This window comes from Paraburkholderia jirisanensis, assembly GCF_054782355.1.
The window spans coordinates 54605-77628 of the sequence record NZ_BAAGSQ010000029.1; the positions used below are offsets into that span (position 1 = coordinate 54605).

The 23024-nt window shown below is 64.1% G+C and carries 21 protein-coding genes; 9 read left to right on the top strand and 12 right to left on the bottom strand.

The window, feature by feature from the left end; all coding sequences use genetic code 11:
* Window positions 1–430: 430 nt before the first annotated feature.
* The 4 genes from ACYVNQ_RS25985 to ACYVNQ_RS26000 all read left to right on the top strand — a co-directional run bounded on the left by ACYVNQ_RS25985 (window position 431) and on the right by ACYVNQ_RS26000 (window position 6287).
* Window positions 431–3433: a ribonucleoside-diphosphate reductase subunit alpha gene (locus ACYVNQ_RS25985; RefSeq protein ID WP_460906217.1), complete on the top strand. Its 3003-nt coding sequence runs from the start codon at window positions 431–433 to the stop codon at window positions 3431–3433.
* Window positions 3434–3967: 534 nt separating this feature from the next.
* A complete protein-coding gene (locus ACYVNQ_RS25990) occupies window positions 3968–5248 on the top strand; it encodes a ribonucleotide-diphosphate reductase subunit beta (protein ID WP_460906220.1) in 1281 nt (426 codons plus the stop codon).
* A gap of 112 nt (window positions 5249–5360) precedes the next feature.
* Window positions 5361–5678 (top strand): hypothetical protein, encoded by a 318-nt coding sequence (locus ACYVNQ_RS25995; protein ID WP_460906222.1) that lies wholly within the window; start codon window positions 5361–5363, stop codon window positions 5676–5678.
* A 30-nt stretch (window positions 5679–5708) separates the two neighbouring features.
* Window positions 5709–6287 carry a histone H1-like DNA-binding protein gene (locus tag ACYVNQ_RS26000; protein WP_460906224.1) on the top strand — a complete coding sequence of 193 codons (579 nt, stop codon included), beginning with the start codon at window positions 5709–5711 and terminating at the stop codon, window positions 6285–6287.
* 283 nt (window positions 6288–6570) lie between these two features.
* Here the strand turns inward: ACYVNQ_RS26000 and ACYVNQ_RS26005 are convergent, their stop codons facing one another.
* The 10 genes from ACYVNQ_RS26005 to ACYVNQ_RS26050 form a co-directional block, all read right to left on the bottom strand.
* Window positions 6571–7062 (bottom strand): outer membrane lipoprotein, encoded by a 492-nt coding sequence (locus ACYVNQ_RS26005; RefSeq protein ID WP_460906226.1) that lies wholly within the window; start codon window positions 7060–7062, stop codon window positions 6571–6573.
* 50 nt (window positions 7063–7112) lie between these two features.
* Complete coding sequence (locus ACYVNQ_RS26010; RefSeq protein WP_460906228.1) at window positions 7113–8054, bottom strand: carbohydrate kinase family protein; 942 nt, start codon at window positions 8052–8054, stop codon at window positions 7113–7115.
* Window positions 8055–8367: 313 nt separating this feature from the next.
* Window positions 8368–8868 carry a thiol peroxidase gene (gene tpx / locus ACYVNQ_RS26015; RefSeq protein ID WP_460906230.1) on the bottom strand — a complete coding sequence of 167 codons (501 nt, stop codon included), beginning with the start codon at window positions 8866–8868 and terminating at the stop codon, window positions 8368–8370.
* 115 nt (window positions 8869–8983) lie between these two features.
* Complete coding sequence (locus tag ACYVNQ_RS26020; protein WP_460906232.1) at window positions 8984–10492, bottom strand: zinc-ribbon and DUF3426 domain-containing protein; 1509 nt, start codon at window positions 10490–10492, stop codon at window positions 8984–8986.
* 48 nt (window positions 10493–10540) lie between these two features.
* The gene (gene prmA, locus ACYVNQ_RS26025; protein WP_460906234.1) at window positions 10541–11443 is read right to left on the bottom strand and encodes a 50S ribosomal protein L11 methyltransferase; all 903 of its coding nucleotides are present in this window, start codon (window positions 11441–11443) and stop codon (window positions 10541–10543) included.
* 3 nt (window positions 11444–11446) lie between these two features.
* A complete protein-coding gene (accC, locus tag ACYVNQ_RS26030; RefSeq protein ID WP_460906236.1) occupies window positions 11447–12814 on the bottom strand; it encodes an acetyl-CoA carboxylase biotin carboxylase subunit in 1368 nt (455 codons plus the stop codon).
* 126 nt (window positions 12815–12940) lie between these two features.
* The gene (gene accB, locus ACYVNQ_RS26035) at window positions 12941–13417 is read right to left on the bottom strand and encodes an acetyl-CoA carboxylase biotin carboxyl carrier protein (RefSeq protein ID WP_460906238.1); all 477 of its coding nucleotides are present in this window, start codon (window positions 13415–13417) and stop codon (window positions 12941–12943) included.
* Window positions 13418–13485: 68 nt separating this feature from the next.
* Entirely contained in the window at window positions 13486–13950 is a 465-nt protein-coding gene (gene aroQ / locus ACYVNQ_RS26040; RefSeq protein WP_460906240.1) for a type II 3-dehydroquinate dehydratase, read from the bottom strand.
* A 193-nt stretch (window positions 13951–14143) separates the two neighbouring features.
* Complete coding sequence (locus ACYVNQ_RS26045; RefSeq protein ID WP_460906242.1) at window positions 14144–14695, bottom strand: TlpA family protein disulfide reductase; 552 nt, start codon at window positions 14693–14695, stop codon at window positions 14144–14146.
* Between the two features lie 11 nt (window positions 14696–14706).
* A complete protein-coding gene (locus tag ACYVNQ_RS26050) occupies window positions 14707–15360 on the bottom strand; it encodes a UDP-N-acetylmuramate--alanine ligase (protein ID WP_460906244.1) in 654 nt (217 codons plus the stop codon).
* A 391-nt stretch (window positions 15361–15751) separates the two neighbouring features.
* Here ACYVNQ_RS26050 and mpl point away from each other — a divergent pair, with 391 nt between their 5' ends.
* The 5 genes from mpl to mtgA all read left to right on the top strand — a co-directional run bounded on the left by mpl (window position 15752) and on the right by mtgA (window position 21747).
* Window positions 15752–17158 (top strand): UDP-N-acetylmuramate:L-alanyl-gamma-D-glutamyl-meso-diaminopimelate ligase, encoded by a 1407-nt coding sequence (gene mpl, locus ACYVNQ_RS26055; protein ID WP_460906246.1) that lies wholly within the window; start codon window positions 15752–15754, stop codon window positions 17156–17158.
* On the top strand, window positions 17155–17787 hold the full coding sequence (locus ACYVNQ_RS26060) for a YqiA/YcfP family alpha/beta fold hydrolase (protein WP_460906248.1): 633 nt from the start codon (window positions 17155–17157) through the stop codon (window positions 17785–17787). Before mpl ends, ACYVNQ_RS26060 begins: the two co-directional genes overlap by 4 nt.
* 127 nt (window positions 17788–17914) lie before the next feature.
* Window positions 17915–20092 carry a ribonuclease catalytic domain-containing protein gene (locus ACYVNQ_RS26065; RefSeq protein ID WP_460906250.1) on the top strand — a complete coding sequence of 726 codons (2178 nt, stop codon included), beginning with the start codon at window positions 17915–17917 and terminating at the stop codon, window positions 20090–20092.
* Window positions 20089–20973, top strand: coding sequence for a shikimate dehydrogenase (aroE, locus tag ACYVNQ_RS26070; RefSeq protein ID WP_460906252.1), 885 nt, complete (start codon window positions 20089–20091; stop codon window positions 20971–20973). The genes ACYVNQ_RS26065 and aroE overlap by 4 nt, the downstream gene beginning before the upstream one ends.
* A gap of 51 nt (window positions 20974–21024) precedes the next feature.
* The gene (mtgA, locus tag ACYVNQ_RS26075; RefSeq protein ID WP_460906254.1) at window positions 21025–21747 is read left to right on the top strand and encodes a monofunctional biosynthetic peptidoglycan transglycosylase; all 723 of its coding nucleotides are present in this window, start codon (window positions 21025–21027) and stop codon (window positions 21745–21747) included.
* A gap of 18 nt (window positions 21748–21765) precedes the next feature.
* On the opposite strand, the gene ACYVNQ_RS26080 is transcribed toward mtgA, so the two are convergent.
* A complete protein-coding gene (locus tag ACYVNQ_RS26080; RefSeq protein ID WP_460906256.1) occupies window positions 21766–22179 on the bottom strand; it encodes a DUF2442 domain-containing protein in 414 nt (137 codons plus the stop codon).
* Between the two features lie 2 nt (window positions 22180–22181).
* Complete coding sequence (locus ACYVNQ_RS26085; RefSeq protein ID WP_460906258.1) at window positions 22182–22637, bottom strand: hypothetical protein; 456 nt, start codon at window positions 22635–22637, stop codon at window positions 22182–22184.
* Between the last annotated feature and the right edge of the window lie 387 nt (window positions 22638–23024).

A 23024-nucleotide genomic window follows, 5' to 3' on the forward strand; every position in this document is an offset into this window, starting at 1 on the left:
TTCAATTTGATAAGAGCCTAAAGTCCACTATACTTGGTGCCGTTAAAGCAGTTTTCCACAACATGTTGTGTTGTTCGGGGCAAGGTACCCAGCTTCACGAGCAGGGTGCCGAACGTATTACCGGCATTGAAAAAACGCAGAAGCGGCGCGTCTCTTGTGGGTCGGGCGCGCCAGGCAGACTTCAAAAAACAGGGACCAGCCAGTGATCGCAACACGCATGATGAAGAGGCTCGTCCACACCGCTTCGCGTTCGCGCAAGGGTGGTGAGTCCGAGTCTCTCATCGCGTCCCGCTGGTCCCGTAGCCGCCCGCACGGCAATCCCCAAAGCAGTTTCCCATCGATTCGTACTTCGCTCGCGTCCGCGCCGGCGCAGCGATTGTTTTAACCGCGGCTCACCCCCGCACCATTCCCAGACCAGGAGCTTTTGCACATGCAAACGACCGACAACGTGACGACCCGGTACGAGGGCGCACCCACTGGCCTTCCGCTGAACGGCCAGACAGAGAGCGCACAGGCGCTCGCGTCGGCAGCTTATGCCGACCACAAGGTGATCCGTCGTAACGGCAGCGTCGTGTCGTTCGAGCCTTCGAAAATCGCCATCGCGGTGACGAAGGCTTTTCTGGCCGTCAATGGCGGTCAAGGCGCAGCGTCGGCGCGCGTGCGCGAACTGGTGGAGCAACTGACGCAGTCGGTCGTGCGCGCGTTGCTGCGCAGCCGGCCGAACGGCGGCACGTTCCACATCGAAGACATTCAGGATCAGGTCGAACTCGCGCTGATGCGCGGCGGCGAGCACAATGTCGCGCGCGCCTACGTGCTGTATCGCGAGAAGCGCACCCAGGAGCGCGGCCATGCCGTCGAGCAGGCCGCCGAGTCCGGCCTGAACGTAACGGACAATGGCGTCACGCGTCCGCTCGACCTGCAGGCGCTGCGCTCGCTGATCGAATCGGCCTGCGTGAACCTCGGCGATGCGGTTAGCGCGGAACCGATCGTCGCGGAGACGGTAAAGAATCTGTACGACGGCGTGCCGATGAGCCAGGTGTACGACTCGGCCATCCTCGCCGCCCGCACGATGATCGAGAAAGACCCGGCGTACAGCCAGGCCACCGCGCGCATCCTGCTGCACACGATCCGCCGCGAGATCCTCGAAGACGAAGTAACGCAGGAGCAGATGGCCGAGCGTTACGCCGAATACTTCCCGCTGTTCATCAAGCGCGGCGTGCAGGCCGAACTGCTCGACGACAAGCTGCTGCAGTACGACATGAAGCGTCTGGGTGCCGCGCTCGACGCGAACCGCGACCTGCAGTTTGGCTACCTCGGCCTGCAAACGTTGTACGACCGCTACTTCCTGCACGTCGAAGGCACGCGCATCGAAATGCCGCAGGCATTCTTTATGCGTGTCGCGATGGGTCTCGCGCTGAATGAGATCGACCGCGAAGCGCGCGCCATCGAGTTCTACAACGTGCTGTCGAGCTTCGACTTCATGAGCTCGACGCCGACGCTGTTCAACTCCGGCACGCGCCGCTCGCAGCTGTCGTCGTGCTACCTGACCACAGTCGACGACGACCTCGACGGCATCTACGAAGCGCTGAAGGAAAACGCGCTGCTGTCGAAGTTCGCCGGCGGCCTCGGCAACGACTGGACCCGCGTGCGCGCACTCGGCTCGCACATCAAGGGCACCAACGGCAAGTCGCAAGGCGTGGTGCCGTTCCTGAAGGTGGTCAACGACACGGCCGTCGCAGTCAATCAGGGCGGCAAGCGCAAGGGCGCGGTGTGCGCGTACCTCGAGTCGTGGCACCTCGACATCGAAGAATTCCTCGAGCTGCGCAAGAACACCGGCGACGACCGCCGCCGCACGCACGACATGAACACCGCGAACTGGATTCCTGATCTGTTCATGAAGCGTGTTCACGAAGGCGGCGACTGGACGCTGTTCTCGCCGTCCACCTGCCCGGACCTGCACGACAAGTTCGGCGCCGAGTTCGAAAAGGCTTACACCGCTTACGAAGACAAGGTCGCGCGCGGCGAGCTGAAGCTGTTCAAGAAGCTGCCGGCTGCCCAGCTGTGGCGCAAGATGCTCGGCATGCTGTTCGAAACCGGCCATCCGTGGATCACCTTCAAGGATCCGTGCAACATCCGCAACCCGCAGCAACACGTCGGCGTGGTGCACTCGTCGAACCTCTGTACCGAAATTACTCTCAATACCAGCGACACCGAAATCGCCGTCTGCAACCTCGGCTCGGTGAACCTCGTCGCGCACCTGAAAGAGCAGGCCGACGGCACGCTGGCGCTCGACCACGACAAGCTGAAGCGCACGATCAGCGTCGCGATGCGCATGCTCGACAACGTGATCGACATCAACTACTACGCGGTTGCCAAGGCGCGTAACTCGAATCTGAAGCACCGCCCGGTCGGTATGGGCATCATGGGCTTCCAGGACTGCCTGCACCTGCTGCGCACGCCGTACGCGTCGATGGATGCGGTCGAGTTCGCCGACCGTTCGATGGAAGCGGTCTGCTACTACGCGTACTACGCATCGACCGAACTCGCCGAAGAGCGCGGCCGCTACTCGAGCTACCGCGGCTCGCTGTGGGACCGCGGCATCCTGCCGCAGGACACGCTGAAGTTGCTGGAAGAGGCGCGCGGCGGCTACGTCGAGGTGGACACCAGCGAATCGATGGACTGGACCTCGCTGCGTTCCCGCATTGCAACGTACGGCATGCGCAACTCGAACTGCATCGCGATCGCGCCGACCGCAACGATCTCGAACATCATCGGCGTGTCGGCGTGTATCGAGCCGACCTTCCAGAACCTGTATGTGAAGTCGAACCTGTCGGGCGAATTCACGGTGGTCAACGACTACCTGGTGCGCGACCTGAAGGCGCGCGGCCTGTGGGACGAGGTGATGATCGCCGACCTGAAGTACTTCGACGGCTCGCCGTCGCGCATCGACCGGATCCCGGGCGACCTGCGCGCGATCTACGCGACCGCGTTCGAAGTCGATCCGAAGTGGCTGGTCGAGGCCGCCTCGCGCCGTCAGAAGTGGATCGACCAGGCGCAGTCGCTGAACATCTACATGGGCGGCGCGTCGGGCAAGAAACTCGACGAGGTCTACAAGCTTGCGTGGCTGCGCGGCCTGAAGACCACCTACTACCTGCGCACGATGGCGGCGACGCACGTCGAGAAGTCGACGGTGGCGCACGGCGCGCTGAACTCGGTGCCGAGCAACGACGGCGGCAGCGGTGCCGGCGGCGCGGGTGGTGCAGGTGGCGTAACGGGCTTCGGCGCGAACGGCGGCGGCATTGCGTCGGGCGGCGGTCTGCAGGCATCGGCTGCGGCTGCCGTTGCGGTTGAGGCAGCGCCGGAAGCGGATGGTCCGGTGTGCATGATGCGTCCGGGCGATCCGGGCTTCGACGAGTGCGAGGCTTGCCAGTAACACGCAGTAACGCGCCGGCGGCAGTCGCTCCGCTGCTTCCGCCGGCGTCGCGCGCAACTCGATGTATTGAATTCGAAGCAATGCAGTAGCCACACCACGCGCCGCCAGGCGGCAAGTGACGAAGCGAACTGCAAGCAGCAAGGCAACAGGCCGCAAGCGCTGTTCCCCGTCAGCATCGCAGAGCTTTTGTGGTCTGCCGCACATGGCAGCGCAACGCGAAAACGCGCAGCAAGAACACAGCACGGCAACGTAGTAGATAAAGCTTCACGCGACTGCATCACGCGATCTCGACGTCACTTCGAAGCGCCTGCAAACGAGACCTCGCAGCATCATCGAAGCGACGCTCGACGATCAACAACAGCACGTCGTCGACACCTCTTCTGATCACGTTGCACACAGAGACCTTCACAGTCTGTTGAACAAAGTGTTGTATGAAGGTCGCAACGAGAATCGAAAACACGAATTTTCATGAGCGAGCCCTTTTAACGCTCGTGAAAAGATGGTACAAACCGATCTAAATTGATGGTGACATATATGCTCAACTGGGATGACGAGATCACTGCCGTAACTCCGTCGAGCGCTACGCAACAAAACGTGTTGCGCAACGCCGCAGCAACGGTTGTCGGTTCGCAAGTCGAAACGCGTTCCGCTCATCAAGCTCCCTCCGCACAAGACATCTTCGCGGGCGACGTTGCCGTCGCTCCCGCTGTCACCCGTCTTGCTAATCAGAACACCGCGCCTACCGCTGCCGGCGCTGTCGCATCGCAACCCGGCCAGGTCACTGCCGCTGTTTCCGAAGCGCGCGTGAATGTCGCCGACAAGCGCATCATCAACGGCCAGACCGACGTCAACCAGCTGGTGCCGTTCAAGTACAAGTGGGCGTGGGAGAAGTATCTGGCTGGCTGCGCGAACCACTGGATGCCGCAAGAGATCAACATGTCGCGCGACATCGCCCTGTGGAAAGACCCGAACGGGCTGACCGAGGACGAGCGTCGTGTGGTCAAGCGCAACCTCGGCTTCTTCGTGACGGCCGACTCGCTGGCCGCCAACAACATCGTGCTGGGCACCTACCGCCACATCACGGCGCCCGAATGCCGCCAGTTCCTGCTGCGCCAGGCGTTCGAAGAAGCGATCCACACGCATGCTTACCAATACATCGTCGAGTCGCTCGGGCTCGACGAGGGCGAGATCTTCAACGCGTACCACGAAGTCTCGTCGATCCGAGCCAAAGACGAATTCCTGATTCCGTTCATCCATACGCTGACCGACCCGGCCTTCAAGACCGGCACGCTCGAAGCAGACCAGAAGCTGCTCAAGTCGCTGATCGTGTTCGCCTGTGTGATGGAAGGCCTGTTCTTCTACGTCGGCTTCACGCAGATTCTGGCGCTCGGCCGTCAGAACAAGATGACCGGCGCGGCGGAGCAGTACCAGTACATCCTGCGCGACGAGTCGATGCACTGCAATTTCGGCATCGACCTGATCAACCAGATCAAGCTCGAAAACCCGCACCTGTGGACGGCTGAGTTCCGCGCCGAAATCCGCGAGATCTTCAAGCAGGCAGTCGAGCTCGAGTATCGCTACGCCGAAGACACGATGCCGCGTGGCGTGCTCGGTCTGAACGCGTCGATGTTCAAGAGCTACCTGCGCTTCATCTGCAACCGTCGTTGCCAGCAGATCGGCCTCGATGCGCTGTTCCCGAACGAGGAAAACCCGTTCCCGTGGATGAGCGAGATGATCGATCTGAAGAAGGAACGCAACTTCTTCGAGACGCGGGTGATCGAATATCAGACTGGCGGCGCGCTGACGTGGGAGTAGGCCCGGCGCGTGCTGCGTATGAGATTGATGGGGATGCCGCCGGCAAGGGCCGCGGCATATATGGTTAGGAGTATGACTGCCTGATGCAGAGCGTGCCGGTACCGGGGTTGCCTTGCCGATAGGAACCCCTCGAGATCAGAGGCACTTTGCGAACCCTTCAGTGGGATGGGCAAACTTCCCCTTACGAAAGGCCGTTGGCTGGCGTGGACTACCGCGCGCCGACGGCCCGATCAAACGCTTGCCGGCGTCGGGAACCGACGCTGACTGGACTTGGCGCGCGGTGCCACGGGGCACCGCGCGCCTTACCGTATTCATTAGCGTAAGCGCGTGTGTTAGGCGTACGCCGATGAATAGCCCGCTTCGTAGCGCGCGCCCTGAAAAGCGTCCGCGGGAAACGGGTTTTGATGACGAAGGGTGTTGTTTGAATTAACTCTCATCTTGAAACCTGAAGGAGCAAATCATGGCAATGGCCAAGAAGAAGCCTGCTGCAAAGAAGGCAGCAGTGAAGAAGGTTGCTGCAAAGAAGGCAGCGCCGGCTAAGAAGGCAGCTGCGAAGAAAGTTGCAGTGAAGAAGGTTGCAGCGAAGAAAGTCGCAGTGAAGAAGGTTGCTGCGAAGAAAGTCGCTGCGAAGAAGGTTGCAGTGAAGAAGGTTGCTGCGAAGAAAGTCGCGGTGAAGAAGGTTGCTGCGAAGAAGGCCGCACCGGCGAAGAAGGTCGTAGCGAAGAAGGTTGCCGCGAAGAAGGTCGCTGCCAAGAAAGCGCCGGCGAAGAAAGCCGCTGCCAAGAAAGTAGCGAAGACGGCCGCGAAGAAGGCGCCTGCGAAAAAGGCTGCAGCCAAGAAAGCTGCCCCTGCGAAAAAGGCTGCCGCGAAAAAGGCCGCTGCCCCTGCGAAGAAGGCTGCCCCCGCGAAGAAGGCTGTCGCGAAGAAGGCCGCCCCTGCTCCGGCTGCGACCGCTGCGTCGGCGGCGCCTGCTTCGACGGTGAAGACTGCGCTGAACCCGGCTGCTGCATGGCCGTTTCCGACCGGTCCGCGTCCGTAATAGCATCGCGCAGTAGGAGTCGGCACGACACGCGTGTGTCGACTCGGTTGAGTAGCGCTACTCAATCTTCGAACAATCCCGTCGCCGGGTTCTGGCGACGGGATTTTTTTCGTCCGGAGGTTCTGAGCCTGGCTGGCGCGAGCGCTGCGCGTCCACCGCGTAAGCGAAGGACCGTCGCGAAGCGAAAGCCGCTGGCGAAAAAAAACGCATGCACAGGGGAGGGCATGCGCGTGAGGTTGGCAGCGGCGGCAGTTGCGCGCGCCGCGGGCCAGTCAAAGGGAGGTTAGTGAGTGACGCGTGTGACGCCTCCGCTCGACAGCAGGCGCACCCGGTCGCCGGCGCGGAAGATCTCGCCGGTCGCGCTTTGCGTAATCGCGCGCATGTCGCCGTTGTCGAGGCGCACGGTGAGCTCGACGCCGTCGCGCATCGCCACGCCATTCTCGACTGCATTGCCCGCCACCGCACCGGCGAGGCCGCCGACGATGCCGGTGACGATCGAGCCGGTGCCGCCGCCGATCGCGCTGCCGGCCACCGCGCCGAGCGCGCCGCCGCCGAGCAGGCCGAGGCCGGTCGGCTGGCCGTTGTTGGAGCTGATCTTCACGGCGCGCACGCTATCGATGGTGGCCATACGCACGGTTTCTTCGCGCTGCGCCTGCGACGCCGTGTAGACATCCGCAGAGCTGCTGTTGTACGCACAGCCGGTCATCGCCAGCAGCGTGGCGCCGGCCAGCACGGCGGCGATCAGGCGATGGCCTGGATGATTGATTGTTTTCATCTTTTTACACTCCCTGCGCGCTCTCCCCGAGCGCATGATGCGTGAGCGTTTCAGGCGGCCAGTTCGTAACCGAATGCCTGCTTGAAACGCTCGTTGATTTCCGCGCGCGACGGCGCGTAGTTCTGCGGCCCCTGATGTTCGATTTTCAGCGCGCCCATCAGGCTCGCGAGCCGACCGGACGTTGCCCAGCCGAGACCTTTTTCGATGCCGTACAGCAGGCCGCCGCGGAACGCGTCGCCGCAACCGGTCGGGTCGAGAACGCGCTGTGCCTGTACTGCCGGAATTTCTTCGATGCCGCCCGCATGGTGGATCTGCGAGCCGTGCTCGCCGCGCGTGATGATCAGCGCATCGACGTGGCTGGCGATTTCTTCGATCGACCAACCGGTCTTGTTGCTCACCAGCTTGGCTTCGTAATCGTTGACAGCAACGTAAGTGGCAAGTTCAATCATGCGCCGCAGCGACGCGCCGTCGAACAGCGGCAGCCCCTGGCCCGGATCGAAGATGAACGGCACGCCCTTCGCGGCGAATTGTTCGGAATGCTGGATCATGCCGTCGAAGCCGTCCGGCGCGACGATGCCCAACTTGATGCCCGGCGCTTCATCGGCGCGGTTCAGATGCGACTGCATCATCGCGCCCGGGTGGAACGCGGTGATCTGGTTGTTCTCGAGATCGGTGGTGATCATCGCCTGCGCGGAGTACGTGTCCGGCAGCACGCGCACGTGGCTCTTCGCGAGACCGAGGCGGTCGAGGCGGTCGATGTACAACTGCGCGTCGACCGCGCCGAGCGTCGCCATGATGCGCGCATCGCCGCCGAGCAGATGCAGCGCGTACGCGATATTGCCTGCGCAGCCGCCGAATTCGCGGCGCATCGTCGGCACGAGGAAGCTGACGTTCAGGATGTGGACCTGCTCCGGCAGGATGTGCTCCCGGAACCGGCCTTCAAAGGTCATGATGTTGTCGTAGGCGAGCGAACCGCAAATCAGCGTAGCCACAGCGAGCGTCCTAAAGAAATCGAAGAAGAGATAAAAAGCGCGTTACGGATGTGACAGCGCCGCGCTGCCGGCCGTCTGACGGCTCGCGCGCGGCGCTGCGATGCGCGGCATGAGGCGATGGCGCGGCGCAATGATGCGCCGCGTAGCGGCAATCCAGCTGCCGCTGCCGGCGTACCGGGCATATCAACACGCCTGGCGCGCCGCCGCCGATGTAGCGAAGCCCGGCGTACCGACGCCCGGCGAAGCAACACCCGGCGTGTCGACGTGCGGCGTACCGACGCCGGCGTACCGACGCCCGGCGAAAACGCCGGACTTACTTCAGCGCTGCAAGCGCCGCATCGTAGTCCGGCTCGTTCTTGATCTCGCCGACCAGCTGCGCGTGCACGACCTTATCGCTTTCGTCGATCACCACCACTGCGCGCGCCGTCAGGCCGGTCAACGGGCCGCTCGTTACGTTCACGCCGTACGCCTGCGCGAACTCGTGGCCGCGGAACGTCGATGCGGTGACCACGTTGGCGAGACCTTCGGTCGTGCAAAAGCGCGATGCAGCGAACGGCAGATCGCCGGAAACCACGATCACCGCGGTGTTGGCGAGCTTGCCCGCCGCTTCGTTGAACTTGCGCGTCGAGGTTGCGCAGGTCGGCGTGTCGAGGCTCGGCACGATGTTGAGCACCTTGCGCTTGCCGGCGAAATCGGCGAGCGTGACGGGCTTCAGATCCTTGCCGACCAGCGAGAAAGCGGGCGCGCCCTGACCCACCGCCGGGAACGTGCCGCCTACGTCGATCGGGTTACCGCCTAGCGTGACTTGACTCATGTTTGTGCTCCGAAGATTCGTGATGGATCGAAGGGAAAAACGTTAAGTGCCGTGCGTGCAAAGCATGCGATGCGTGCCAGCTTGCAACTGCGCCGGCCGCACCACGGCCGGCATGTTACGGATAGAAAATCTGCACGCGGAAATTGGTCGCGGTGGCTGGGCCGGTGTCGAGCCGTACGTACATCGTTTCGGTCGAGCGCGGCGCGAGACCCGCGGCGATCGGCGTACCGGGTCGCACATAGTCTTGCGGCCACAGCACGCGGCGGATCGCGATGTTGTTGTGCTCGTCGAGCAGCGTCAGCTCGACGGCCGGATACGCGAGCGCGACGTTGTAGCGGTTGTGCAGCGGCATTTTCAGCTCGAGCTTGTGCGGACCGTCGACCTGCCGCAAGTCCGACGGCTCGACCTGCAGGCCGTCGATGTCGCGCGGCGGTGAGAACGTGCAGCCGAGCTGCGCGCACGCCTGCGCGAACACCATGCGCGTGCTGGGCGCGTAGACCATCACCCGTTCGCGCTGCCACCAGGCGAGCTGCGCGATCAGCAGCAGCACCAGCAAAAACGCGATCACACCGCCGAAGATGCGCAAGCCGAGACGGCGCGGTTCGGGCGCGCGCTTCTCGCGGATCACGGCGAACGGATCGTCGTCGCGCGCCGGCGTGGTGGCGAACGGCTCGGCTGTAAACGACGCGGCGCTCGACGGTTCGGCGGCGAAGGGGGAGGCAGCAGCAGCAGACGCTGCGCCCGGCGCGGGCCCGAAATGCGGTTCGTTGTCGGGTATCGCGGGCGGCACCATCGTGCGGTCATCGGGTTCGAGCGACGGCTCCGGCCGCGTTTGCGCGCGACGCCATACCGGCGCGGGCGGCGGCACGGGAATGTCGGGTGCCGTGTCCGGTGCGGGCGGCGTCTTAAACGACGGTTCTATCGGTCGCGCCGCGGCGTTCTCGAGATGCAGGTCCGTGCCTTCCGTGAACTCGAGCTTCAGCTTCGGCTGGGCATCGGGGGGAATCGTGACCGGCTTGTAGGGAATCGTCGCGGCGTTTTGACGGATGCGCCGGTCGACCGATGCGTCCGGCGCGGGCGCCCACGGGTTCCACGACTCGGCGCGGAAGTCCGGTGGCGTGCCGGCGTGCGGATCAGTGGTGGGGTCGCCCGCAGCGGATGTCGCGGACGGTTCTGGCGATGCCGGCATTTCTGCCGTCGGCGCATGCGGTGCAGATGCCGGCGGTGCCGATCCAGATGTTTGCGGCGCAGGTGTTTGAGATGCCGGTGCTGCCGATGCAGGCGTCGCTGTTTCGTCAGCAGCAGTTGCCGCGCCGTCTACCACCGCGCCGGCGCCTGCCGCCACAGCCGCGCCGCCCGCGGCCACAGCCACACCGCTCGCCGCCGAAGCCGCCCCACCTTGCGCCTCAAGCTCCGCCTGCGCGATCAGATTGGCAACCGAGTCCGCCGTGATCGGCTTGGCCGAATTGAAATCCCCGCCGTCGCCGAGTTCAAACAGGCTGCTCGATGCATCGAAGACTTCGCGGCAATGGCCGCAGCGCACCAGCCCGCGACGCAGCGCAAGCTGTGCCGACTGTAGCCGGAAGACCGTTTCGCAAAAGGGACAGCGCGTCGCAAGAACCATATCGTGCAGGGGGCCGCGCAGGGCTGTAGGTGGAAAATATGCCCTATTCTAATGGCTTTCTCGGCGCGTCCCGGCAAGGCACACCCAGCCGTCGTATTCGCGCCAGACGACGATGTCGATCCACGGCGTGTAGGCACTCGCCACTTCGTCCGCTTGCCGCGCAAGTACGCCCGACAGCGCGATGCGTCCGCCGGGCTTCACCTTCGACGCGAGCATCGACGCCATCAGCTTCAGCGGGTTCGACAGGATATTCGCGACGACGATATCGAAGGCCTCGGCCGGACAGTCGGCAGGCAGGCCATATGTCACGTCCGCGTGATTGCGCGCGCTGTTGTGCTGCGCTGATTCAACCGCTTGCGGATCGATGTCGATGCCGACCACCGGGTTCGCGCCGCACTTCTTCGCGAGAATCGCGAGGATGCCGGAGCCGCAGCCATAGTCGAGCACCGATTGCCCCGGCGCGACCGCCTCTTCGAGCCATTCCATGCACAACCGCGTGGTCGGATGACTGCCGGTGCCGAACGCGAGGCCCGGGTCGAGTTCGAGCACGAGTGCGTCGGGATCGGGCGCGGCGTGCCACGACGGCACCACCCAGATGCGCTTGCCGATCGGGATCGGATCGAACTGCGACTGCGTGAGCCGCACCCAGTCCTGGTCTTCGACGTCACGCACGGTGAACGACGGCGTCGGCGCGAGCTTAAGCTCGTTGGCCGCCGCCGTCAGCAGCAGCGCCGGATCGTGCTCGGTGGCAAGCAGCGCAATCACGCGCGAATGCTGCCACGCGGTGCGCTCGGGCGTGAGCCCGGGCTCGCCGAACAGCGGCTGCTCGTCGGGCGTATCGGCATCCGCATCTTCGACGGACACCGACAGCGCGCCCAGTTCCAGCAGCGCGTCGGACAATGCCTCCGCGTGCTCGCGCGCCAGCTCGACGATCAGTTCCCGATAGCTCATTGCTTACGCTTCTTCCGGCGCGACCTGCTGCTTCGCGGCGAGCCGGTTTTCGAGGTAGTGAATGCTCGTGCCGCCTTCGACGAACTTCGCATCGAGCATCAGTTCGCGGTGCAGCGGGATGTTGGTCTGAATCCCTTCGACCACCATCTCGGACAGCGCGATGCGCATCCGCTTGATCGCCTGCTCGCGGGTCGCGCCGTAGGCGATCAGCTTGCCGATCATCGAATCGTAGTTGGGCGGCACGAAGTAGCCGTTATACGCATGCGAATCGACGCGGATGCCGGGGCCGCCCGGCATATGCCACGACGTCAGCCGGCCCGGCGACGGCGTGAACTTGAACGGATCTTCCGCGTTGATCCGGCATTCGATCGCGTGGCCGCGGAACTGGATGTCGCGCTGACGGAACGCGAGCTTCTCGCCCGCCGCGATGCGGATCTGCTCCTGCACGATATCGATGCCGGTGATCAGCTCGGTGACCGGATGCTCGACCTGCACGCGCGTGTTCATCTCGATGAAGTAGAACTCGCCGTTCTCATACAGGAACTCGAAGGTCCCCGCGCCGAGATAGCCCATCTTCTTGCACGCGTCCGCGCAGCGGTCGCCGATACGGTCGATCAGACGGCGCGCGATGCCCGGCGCCGGCGCTTCCTCGATCACCTTCTGGTGGCGGCGCTGCATCGAGCAGTCGCGCTCGCCGAGCCACAGCGCATTCTTGAACGAATCCGCGAGCACCTGGATTTCGATGTGGCGCGGGTTCTCGAGGTACTTCTCCATATAGACCTGCGGGTTGCCGAACGCGCGGCCCGCTTCTTCACGCGTCATGTTGACCGCGTTGACGAGCGCCGCTTCGGTGTGCACGACGCGCATGCCGCGCCCGCCGCCACCGCCCGACGCCTTGATGATCACCGGATAGCCGACCGCGCGCGCGATCTTGACGATCTCTTTCGGATCGTCCGGCAGCGCGCCTTCCGAACCCGGCACGCACGGCACGCCGGTCTTGATCATGGTCTGCTTGGCGGTCACCTTGTCGCCCATCATCCGGATCGTTTCCGGACGCGGGCCGATGAACACGAAGCCGGACTGCTCGACGCGCTCGGCGAAGTCCGCGTTCTCGGACAGAAAACCGTAGCCGGGGTGGATCGCTTCGGCGTCGGTCACTTCGGCCGCGCTGATCAGCGCCGGCATATTCAGATAGCTGAGCGGCGACGGAGCCGGGCCGATGCAGACCGCCTCGTCGGCGAGCTTCACGTACTTGGCTTCCTTATCGGCTTCCGAATAGACGACGACCGTCTTGACGCCCAGCTCGCGACACGCGCGCTGGATTCGTAGCGCGATTTCACCGCGATTGGCAATGAGGATTTTTTCAAACATGGCGGATATTCGACTCATCTATGGGGCGCCGCGGCGGGTTGGTGGCCGGCGGCGGCCCCTCTGGACCGGTGGCGCGCTGCGCTAAAGGGAAGGCGGCGCGCGCGGACTATGCGGTGTCGCGCCGCGTCAGCCGATCACGAAGAGCGGCTGGCCGTATTCGACGGCTTGCCCGTTGTCGACGAGGATTTCCTTGATCACGCCGGCCGCGTCGGATTCGATCTCGTTCAACAGCTTCATGGCTTCGATGATGCAGATGGTCTGGCCTTCCTTGACCGTATCGCCGATCTGCACGAACGGATCGGCACCCGGCGACGGCGCGCGGTAGAACGTGCCGACCATCGGTGACGTGACGACATGGCCTTGCGGTGCAACGGCGGCCGGCGTGGCCGGTGCGCCTGCAGCGGGCGCCTCGGCGGCCGGGCCGGTCGGATAGCCCATCCCGCCCATCCCCATTTGCGGCGCGTACTGGGGCTGCTGCTGCACGTAAACCGGCGGCGCGTTCTTGACGATGCGCACTTTACCTTCGCCCTCCGTCACTTCAAGTTCCGAAATACCTGACTCGGAGACGAGGTCGATCAGAGTCTTCAGTTTACGTAGATCCATGGGCATACCCCTTTCAATGCGTGGTGCGCCGCCGCTACCGCGGCCGGCGCTCGATTCGTGTTCTGGAGTCAGCTGCGCGGCGAACCGGCAGCCGCAGGGGCGAGCCGGTCGAGCGCGAATTCGAGTGCGTACAGATATCCTTTCCAGCCGAGGCCGCAAATCACGCCTTCAGCCAGCTCGGACAAATACGAGTGATGCCGGAACGTTTCGCGGCGATGTATGTTCGACAGGTGAACCTCGACGAACGGAATGCCGACGCCCGCCAATGCATCCCGGATTGCCACGCTGGTATGCGTATACGCAGCGGGATTGATCAGGATGAAATCGGTGTTTTCGGTGCGTGCGGCTTGAATCCGGTCGACGAGCGCGCCTTCGTGATTGCTCTGGAAGGATGCGAGTTGCGCGCCGGCTTCTGCTGCACGGTCGGCCAGCGCCTGATCGATCTGCGGTAGCGTAACACGACCATATACCTCCGGTTCCCGGGTGCCGAGAAGGTTGAGGTTGGGGCCGTGCAGAACCAGCAGTCGCGTCATGGTCGCTTCATTTCCGTGGAATTCGGCGCACTTTAGCGCTGATTAGAGAAATTTGTCTAGTTTCTCGAACGCACGGACTGCTCCGGCGTGCAGGCGGGATCACGCGCCGCAGGGCAACTTCTCTCATTTTCAGTCGATTAGTGCATAAATCGCGCCGTTCCGACCTTAATTAAACGTCGATAAATTGTCGGGATCAGAGCGCGTCGAGGGTTGCCTTCAGCTCATTTGGCTGAATCTGCCCCAATTTTGTCGACCGTACGACGCCTTTTGCATCAATTACAACGGTGAAGGGCAAAGCACCGGCGCTGTTGCCGAACGCACGCGCGAGGTCGGCGCCGCCGAAGCCGATCACGTACACCGGATAGTCCACCCGGACCTTTTGCAGGAAATTCTTTACGTTCTTGTCCGAGTCGACGCCAAGGCCAACGAACTCGATGCCTTTTTTCGCGTACTCGCGGTGAAGTGCGCTCAGCGACGGCATTTCCTCGACACACGGGCCGCACCACGACGCCCAGAAATTCACGACGATCGGGTGGCCCTTCAGCAGACTCAGCGATTGCGGCTTGCCGTCGGCATTGGTGACGGTGGCCGACCACAGCTGGTCGACCGGGCTCGGCGAGGCCGGCGTCGCCGCATGCGCGACTTCGGTCAAGGTGGTGCCGAGCAACCAATGGCTCGCCACCGTGCCGCCGATGCCCGCTACGAGGGCGACCGTTACGCCTGCCAGAAAACGCTTCGTGTTCATCTGAGGTCTGTTCAATTGGTGGAAGGCGCGGCGTCGCTCTTGTCGAGCAGCGCCTGCACCGTCTGGATGCCGGCACGCGCGAGCCGGCCCTTCGCATCGGCGCGCACCGCGCCGCGCAGGTCGTCGGTACCGTACAGCGCGACGTGAATGCCGACCGGTTCCGCGTCGCGTCCTTCGCTGGGCGGACGCCACATGAAGCTGAGCGTCTCGACGTAGCCGCGGCCAGCAAAATGCCTTGTTTCAGAAACGTCGTACTGCATGTTGCCATTGAGCAGGTAAATGGCGACTTCTTTCGGATCGTCGCAAAACATCTGCAAATGGATGTCCGAGTGTTCGCCTGCTGTGCCGCCCAGCACCGCGCCGGTCAGATACGGGTTGAACGGCGCGAGCCGCTGCATCCAGTCGAGCGCGATTTCGCGCAGCCGCCGCAGCACCACGGGCTGCGTGTCGCCCTGGAACAGCGACTGGTATTCGCGAATTTCTGCTTCGATCTGGTCGTTATCCGGCAGCCATTCGCCGGAAACGCGCGGCTCCCCGACGACTTGCCGCGCAGCTTTGCGCTTGGCCGTCGCGTAGTCGAGACCGTCTTCCGCGATCATTCGCGCGGCCGCCATGGCAATTTCCTCGCGCACGCGGGTCGGGTCGAAGTGTAGTTTGCGGACCATCCGGCAATCATACTAGAGAATGTCGGGGGCTCTTCCGGCCCCGGGCAGGGGTGTTTCGCGGCGCCGTAGAGAGGCCCGGCATGTGCGCCGCGCGGTGCGGACCCGTCGGGTCAATACTCAATCGTAGCTAGAACTCACCTTATATGACTAACCTCGCCAGGGTCGTCGGACGACCGCGCTCGCGAGCGCGCGCATGCGTACCGGGATGGTGCGGACCGTCGGGTACAATAGCCTGATACGGCTTGAAATAGCCTTATACGCTTAATCTCGCCGGGGCCTTCGTGACGACCGCGGTCGCGCGCGGTCTCGCGAATCCGGGCACCGAAGCCTCAGCCCTCCGTCCTACTCTCCGACGCAGCAACTACGCCTTTCGCGGCGCGACAGCTTTTTTATGCACATTCACATTCTCGGCATCTGCGGCACGTTCATGGGCGGACTGGCGGTGCTGGCGCGCAGCGCCGGCCACAAGGTGACCGGTTGCGACGCCGGCGTCTATCCGCCGATGAGCACGCAGCTCGAGGCGCAAGGCATCGGTCTGATCGAAGGTTACGACGCCGGGCAGGTCGATCTGCAGCCGGACCTGTTCGTGATCGGCAATGTGGTGTCGCGCGGCAATCCGCTGATGGAAGCGATTCTCGACCGCGGCCTGCCTTACGTGTCGGGCCCGCAATGGCTCGGCGAGCACGTGCTGAACGGCAAATGGGTGCTGGCGGTAGCCGGCACGCACGGCAAGACCACGACGAGTTCGATGCTCGCATGGCTGCTCGAAGACGCCGGCATGAACCCGGGCTTTCTGATCGGCGGCGTGCCGCTGAACTTTGGCGTGTCGGCGCGGCTCACCGATTCGAGTTTCTTCGTCATCGAAGCCGACGAGTACGACACCGCGTTCTTCGACAAGCGTTCGAAGTTCGTCCACTACCGGCCGCGCACGGCGATCCTGAACAATCTCGAGTTCGATCACGCCGATATCTTCCCGGATCTCGCCGCGATCGAAACGCAATTTCATCACCTGGTGCGTACCATCCCGGGCATCGGCCGGATCGTGACCAACGGCCGCGAGGCTTCGCTCGATCGTGTGCTGACGCGCGGCTGCTGGAGCGAGATCGAGCGTTTCGGGGTCGACGGCGGCTGGCAGGCACTGCCCGCGGAAGACGGCGTGCCGGTCGACGCGCGCTTCGCTGTTTACCATCAGGGCGAACGTGTCGGCGTAGTCGACTGGCTGGTGCAGGGCGAGCACAACCGGCAAAACGCGCTCGCCGCGATTGCCGCGGCGCGCCACATCGGCGTGCCGCCCGCGCAGGCGGCGCAGTCGCTCGCAACTTTCCGCAACGTGAAGCGCCGGATGGAAGTGCGCGGCAGCGTCGACGGCGTGACCGTCTACGACGACTTCGCGCATCACCCCACCGCGATCGACACGACGCTCGCCGGCCTGCGCACGCGCGTGGGCCGCGAGCGCACCCGGATTCTCGCGGTGCTCGAGCCGCGTTCGAACACGATGAAGCTCGGCGTGATGAAGGCGCAACTGCCGTCCGCGCTTACGGATGCCGACCTCGTATTCGGCTACGGCGCACCGACCGGCCGCGACGCATTGGGCTGGGATCTGGCCGAAGCGCTCGCCCCGCTCGGCGACAAGGCGCGCGCGTTCGACGATCTCGGCCAGCTGGTGCAGGCCGTGGTCGCCGCGGCACGGCCGGGCGACCACGTGCTCGTGATGAGCAACGGCGGCTTCGGCGGCGTGCACCAGAAGCTGCTCGATGCGCTGTCGGCGCGCCCCGCGGATGCGCGAGGCGCCGCATGATCCTGTATCTGCACGGTTTTCTATCGTCGCCGGATTCGTTCAAGGCGCGCCTGCTCGCCGAACGGCTGGCAGCGCTCGGCCGCAGCGCCGAGTGGTGTTGCCCGCTGCTGCCGGTCTCGCCGTTCGAGACGATTGCACTGGCCGAAGCACTGGTCAAGGAAGCCGGGCCCGCGCAGGTCACGGTGATCGGCAGCTCGCTGGGCGGCTTCTTCGCCACGCATCTGGCCGAAAAGCACGGCTGGCCGGCCATCCTGCTGAACCCGGCGGTCATGCCGCAGCGCGATCTGTCCGGCTATCTCGGCGAGCAGAAGCGCTACAGCGGCGGCGGCAGCATCGTCGTCGAACCGCAGCATCTGGATGAACTGCGCGCGCTCGCCGTCACATCGGTCACGAGGCCCGAACGCTATTATCTGTTTGCGGCCACCGGCGACGAAGTGCTCGACTACCGCGAAATGCTCGCGCACTATCCGGGCGCGCGCACCCGGCTGATCGACGGTAGCGATCATTCGATCAGCGAGTTTCCGCAATACGTCGACGACGTGCTTGCCTTTTGCGACGAGGCCGCGACCGGACGCTTCACGGCACCGGGCGCGGCGGATGCGGGTCGCAGCGGCGCGGCGCAGCACTGACACGCGGGACCCACGCAGCGAACCTTCTCACGAACACCTATTAGTGCCGCGGCGCAGCGCCGAATGCGCAAGCGCATAGCGCGAAGCCATCCGCGGCAGACGATGCAAGCCAGAACGAGAGTATTGAGTGAACGTTTTCTTTGAGGAATCGGGCAGTTTCAAGGCGGGCAGCGTGCTGTCGAAGCAGGGCGACGCCTTCCAGGTCGAGCTGCCGGGCGGCCGGCGCGCGAAGGTGCGCGCGAAAGACGTGCTGATCGAATTCGACAAGCCGGCTGCCGGCGAACTGATGGAGCAGGCCGACGCGGCTGCGCAGCAGATCGACCTGGATTTTCTGTGGGAGTGCGCGCCGGAAGACGAGTTTCCGTTTGCCGCGCTCGGCGCCGAGTATTTCGGCACCACATTCGGCGCGATCGAGCGCGCGGCGCTCGTGCTGCGCATGCATGGTGCGCCGGTCTATTTCCGTCGCAAGGGGCGTGGCCAGTATCAGCGTACGCCGCACGAGCAACTGCAGATGGCGCTCGCATCGCTGGAACGCAAGCGCCAGCAGGCGCTGGTGCAGGCCGGCTACGAAGCGGAACTGGTCGCAGGCCGTCTGCCTGAGGCGTTCGCCGGCAAGGCGCTCGGCTTGCTGACGAAGCCGGACAAGAACTCGATCGAATACAAGGCGCTCGAAGCGGCGGCCGCGTCGCGCGGTATGTCGCAGGCGCGGCTGATGCTCGACTGCGGCGGCATCCCGTCGGCGCGCGCCCTGCACGAGGCGCGTTTTCTGTCCGAGTTCTTCCCGCACGGCACCGGTTTTCCGCCAGCCATGCCGGGCGCGCTGCCGGACGATCTGCCGCAGGCCGACGTCCAGGCGTTTTCGATCGACGACGTCACGACCACCGAAATCGACGATGCATTCTCGGTCGAGCATCTGTCGGACGGGCGCGTGCGGATCGGCGTGCACATCGCGGCGCCGGCGCTCGGCATCGCGCGCGGTGACGCGGTCGATACGATCGCACGCGGCCGGCTGTCGACGGTTTATATGCCGGGCGACAAGATCACGATGCTGCCCGACGAAGTGGTCAACGTGTTCACGCTGGCCGAGGGCGGTTTGCGGCCGGCACTGTCGCTGTACAGCATCGTGAACCGTGAGACGCAGGAGATCGTCGCAAGCGAAACCCGCGCCGAGATGGTGTTCGTCAAGAGCAACCTGCGCCACAACACGCTTGACGAACAGGTGACCGAAGCCGCGCTCGAAGCCGGCACCGGCGAGTATCCGCACAAGGAAGACATCGCGATGCTGTGGCCGTTCGCGCAGGCGCTGTTCGAAAAGCGTCAGGTGATGCGCGCGAGTTTCGGCCTGAAGCGCGAAGTGCAGCGCAATACCGATTTCAATTTCTACGTCGATGGCGAGCACGTCACGATTACGCCGCGCCGGCGCGGCTCGCCGCTCGACCTGATCGTCGCGGAACTGGCGATTCTCGCGAACTCGACGTGGGGCGCGTTTCTGCACGATCACGGCGTGCCGGGTATCTACCGCTCGCAGCGTGCGTTCGGCGCGCCGACCGGCCCGAAGCGCACCCGCATGCAGACCAGCGCAGCGCCGCACGAGGGCCTGGGTGTCGCGCAGTACGCGTGGAGCACGTCGCCGCTACGGCGCTACGTCGATCTGGTCAACCAGTGGCAATTGCTCGCTTGCGTGCAGCACGGTGTGACGGCCAAGCTTGCCGCGCCGTTCAAGCCGAAGGACGCAGACCTGTTCGCGGTGGTGCAAGGCTTCGACGACACCTACACCGCGTATGCAGATCACCAGCGCCGCATGGAGTACTTCTGGTGCTTGCGTTGGCTCACGCAGGAGAACCGCAAGCAGGTGGTGGCTTCGGTGGTGAAGGGCGACCTCGTGCGGCTCGAAGAAGTGCCGCTGCTGTTGCATGTGCCGGGTCTCGGCGTGCATGCGCGCGGCACACGGCTGCTGCTCGACGTGGTGTCGGTCGACGAATTGACGATCGAGGCATCGGTGCGGCCGTTGAATGTGCTCGATGCGCCGACTGTCACGGGCGGCGCGGAAGCGGAAGAGGCTGAAGAAACCGAAGAAGCGGACGAGCGCGCGCAAGAGCCGGTCGACGCGGCTGACGAATCGGCGGAAAGCGAAGCGGAGGCCCAGGCCGAAGCGGATCTGGACGGTGACGGGGCGCAGCCGGATGAGCAGGCGGCCAGCAGCAGCGGCGAATCCGACGGCGACGAAGGCGCGGTGGATGCGTCCGACACGCCGGGTGCATCGGGCGTTTCCGGCGAGGAGCACGCAACGGAGTCCAACCGATGAACGCCACCGGCGCCGCTCACGCGACCGACTTGCCGCGCGACCGTTACGCGGTGATCGGCAATCCGGTTGCGCACAGCAAGTCGCCGCTGATTCACGCGCGCTTCGCCGAGCAGACCGGTGAGCCGATCGAATACGGCCGCGTGCTGGCACCGCTCGATGGATTCGCCACGCACGTACGCGAGTTCATCGCGGCGGGCGGCCGCGGCATCAACGTCACGGTGCCGTTCAAGCTCGAAGCGCACGCGCTGGCCGACCAGCTGTCGCCGCGCGCGGCTGCGGCGGGTGCGGTCAACACGCTGCGCTTCGATGCGGACGGTATCTACAGCGACAACACGGATGGCTTCGGCCTCGTGCGCGACATCGAAGTGAATCTCGGCGTGTCGCTGCGCGGCGTGCGCGTGCTGCTGCTCGGCGCGGGAGGCGCGGCGCGCGGCGTGGTGCTGCCGATGCTCGAGCGCGCACCGCAGTCGATTACGATCGTCAACCGTACCGCCGCGAAGGCTGAGGCGCTCGTCGCACAGTTTGCGCAGGCGGCGCGCGATGCCGCTTGCGGGTTGTCGGGCGGTGGCCCGCAAGCCGTGCAGGCGCACGCGTACGACGTGATCGTCAATGCGACCGCCGGCAGCCTCGATGCCGCGCTGCCCGAATGCGACGATCGCGCATTCGGTGCCCAGACGCTCGCGTACGACATGATGTACGGCGCGCAGCCAACGGTCTTCATGCAACATGCGGCAAAGCTCGGCGCACGCGCCGCCGACGGCCTCGGCATGCTGGTCGAACAGGCCGCGGAATCGTTCTACGTATGGCGCGGCGTGCGGCCCGATGGCGCGCCGGTGCTTGCCGAACTGCGCAAGCAGCTTGCTGCGCCAGCCGGCGTCTGACGCTCACGCGTCGCGTACGGACCTCCGACCTTGGCGATCGACTATCCGACCATGAACCGCCCGAAAAGCGTCGAGCGGGTCAGCGCAGGGCGCTGGGCGTTCTATGTCGCCGCGGTGATCGCCGTCGCCTGGCTCGCGTTGCAGGCGTTCTACTTCGCGCAGATCGCGATCTGGAACTGGGTCGATCCGCAGTCGACCGCCTTCATGCGCTCCGATGCGTGGCGCGTCGCAGAAGACCATCCGGGCCAATCGATCCAGCACAGCTGGGTGCCGTACGATCAGATCTCGCGCAATCTGAAACGCGCGATCATCGCCTCCGAGGACGCGAACTTCGTCAACAACAACGGCTACGAAACCGACGCGATCCTGCAGGCGTGGGAGAAAAACAAGGCGCGCGGCAAGATCGTCGCCGGTGGCTCGACGATCACGCAGCAGTTGGCGCGCAACCTGTTCCTGTCGCGTGAAAAGAGCTACATCCGCAAAGGGCAGGAACTGATCATCACGTGGATGCTCGAGTTGCTGATGGATAAGGAGCGCATCTTCGAGATCTATCTGAACTCCGTCGAATGGGGCAACGGCGTGTATGGCGCGCAAGCGGCCGCGCAGTATTACTACAAGACGCCGGCGGCGAAGCTGAGCATCGCCCAGGCGGCGCGGCTAGCGGTGATGCTGCCGCGGCCCAGGTACTTCGATGAGCATCGCAACTCCGCCTACCTGACGCAACGCGCACGCGTGATCGCGCGACGCATGGGTGCGGCGGAATTGCCCGAATAACAAATGCTCCAAACTTAATTACACGACAGCTTTGCGAGGTCGGCCGCCCTTCGATCCATTGAGCCGCGCCGCTTCCGCTTTCGCTGCCGATGTGACTTTCCCCCGCGCCGACGCAACGACCGACCGCGCTACATCAAGCGGAATCAGCTGCGCGACGAGGCCGGGAATGCTGATCGACGCATTCGCGTCATCGAAAATCAGGCCGTCTCCGCCTGGCGTGACATAGGCGCGAGCCAAGGCCTCTTCCGGGATCGCTTTCAACGCTTCGATTTCTTTGGGGTTGAAACGCAGCACCCATCCGCTGCTGTATTGCAACTCCATCAGACGATCGGATGCGCTATAGCGCGCGTCGGTAACGTGGGGCCGATCCAGCTCGCGGCGCCCACGTTCGAGGGCTTGTTGATAGTCACTGCTGGTGATCTTGACTGGCATGCTCACACTTCCTTAAGAAGCTCGGTGGTCACCTGATTACCCCAGTTGATTTGAGCGCGGACGCCTAAGCCGGGCACATAGATGCCTGTCTCGGGAACGATCGAGCCGTCCGGCTCGTCGGCCTGGTTTTGATCGAACAACGCGATCTCTCCGCCTTGTTTGCCGACCACAGGCACGTTGTCGAGGCACACGCCGCAGTTGTGCTGCTGGTATTTCCACCAGCTTTCCCGACACTGAACCCGGTTCGCGTGTATGTCATTCGCCAACTGGCAAACCACCCCATAACTTGGGGCGTTCTGCTTCGGCTTGATGTCCCACAGCGAAACGTCGTCTGTGAGCATTGAGAACACGAAGCGGGCAGTCCAGCTGTCCGGACGGCATACCGCCGTCACGTGAGGTGGGCAATGATCGTTCGGCCAGATTCGCATTTCGACAGTTCCAGTTTTCCACAGCAGCATACAAAACCTATCTTGTTGGGTTTTGAGCCACTGTAGCACCGTTAAATTGGGATACAAAGCGGAATCACACGACTGTCGCCCGAGAGTGTTATCCCAATATCTGAATGCCACACTCACATATTGGTGTGTACCAAAAAAGCAATCTACAATCGGCACCAATTAGACCGGGGTGCCCAGCGCACTCCGGCAGAACACGGAAAAGCTTCGCCCGCCCGCCACAGCGTAGGCGCGACGAAACGCAAAACAAATCGGAGACAACCCGCCATGGCCTCATACCCATTCCGGCAGTACGCGTGCGCCAGTCGCATCCGAACGTCTGCCATCGCGCTCGTCGTCGCGTCTGCCCGCCGCTTGTCCGGCGCCGCGCTCTAAACCCCCAACCTGTTT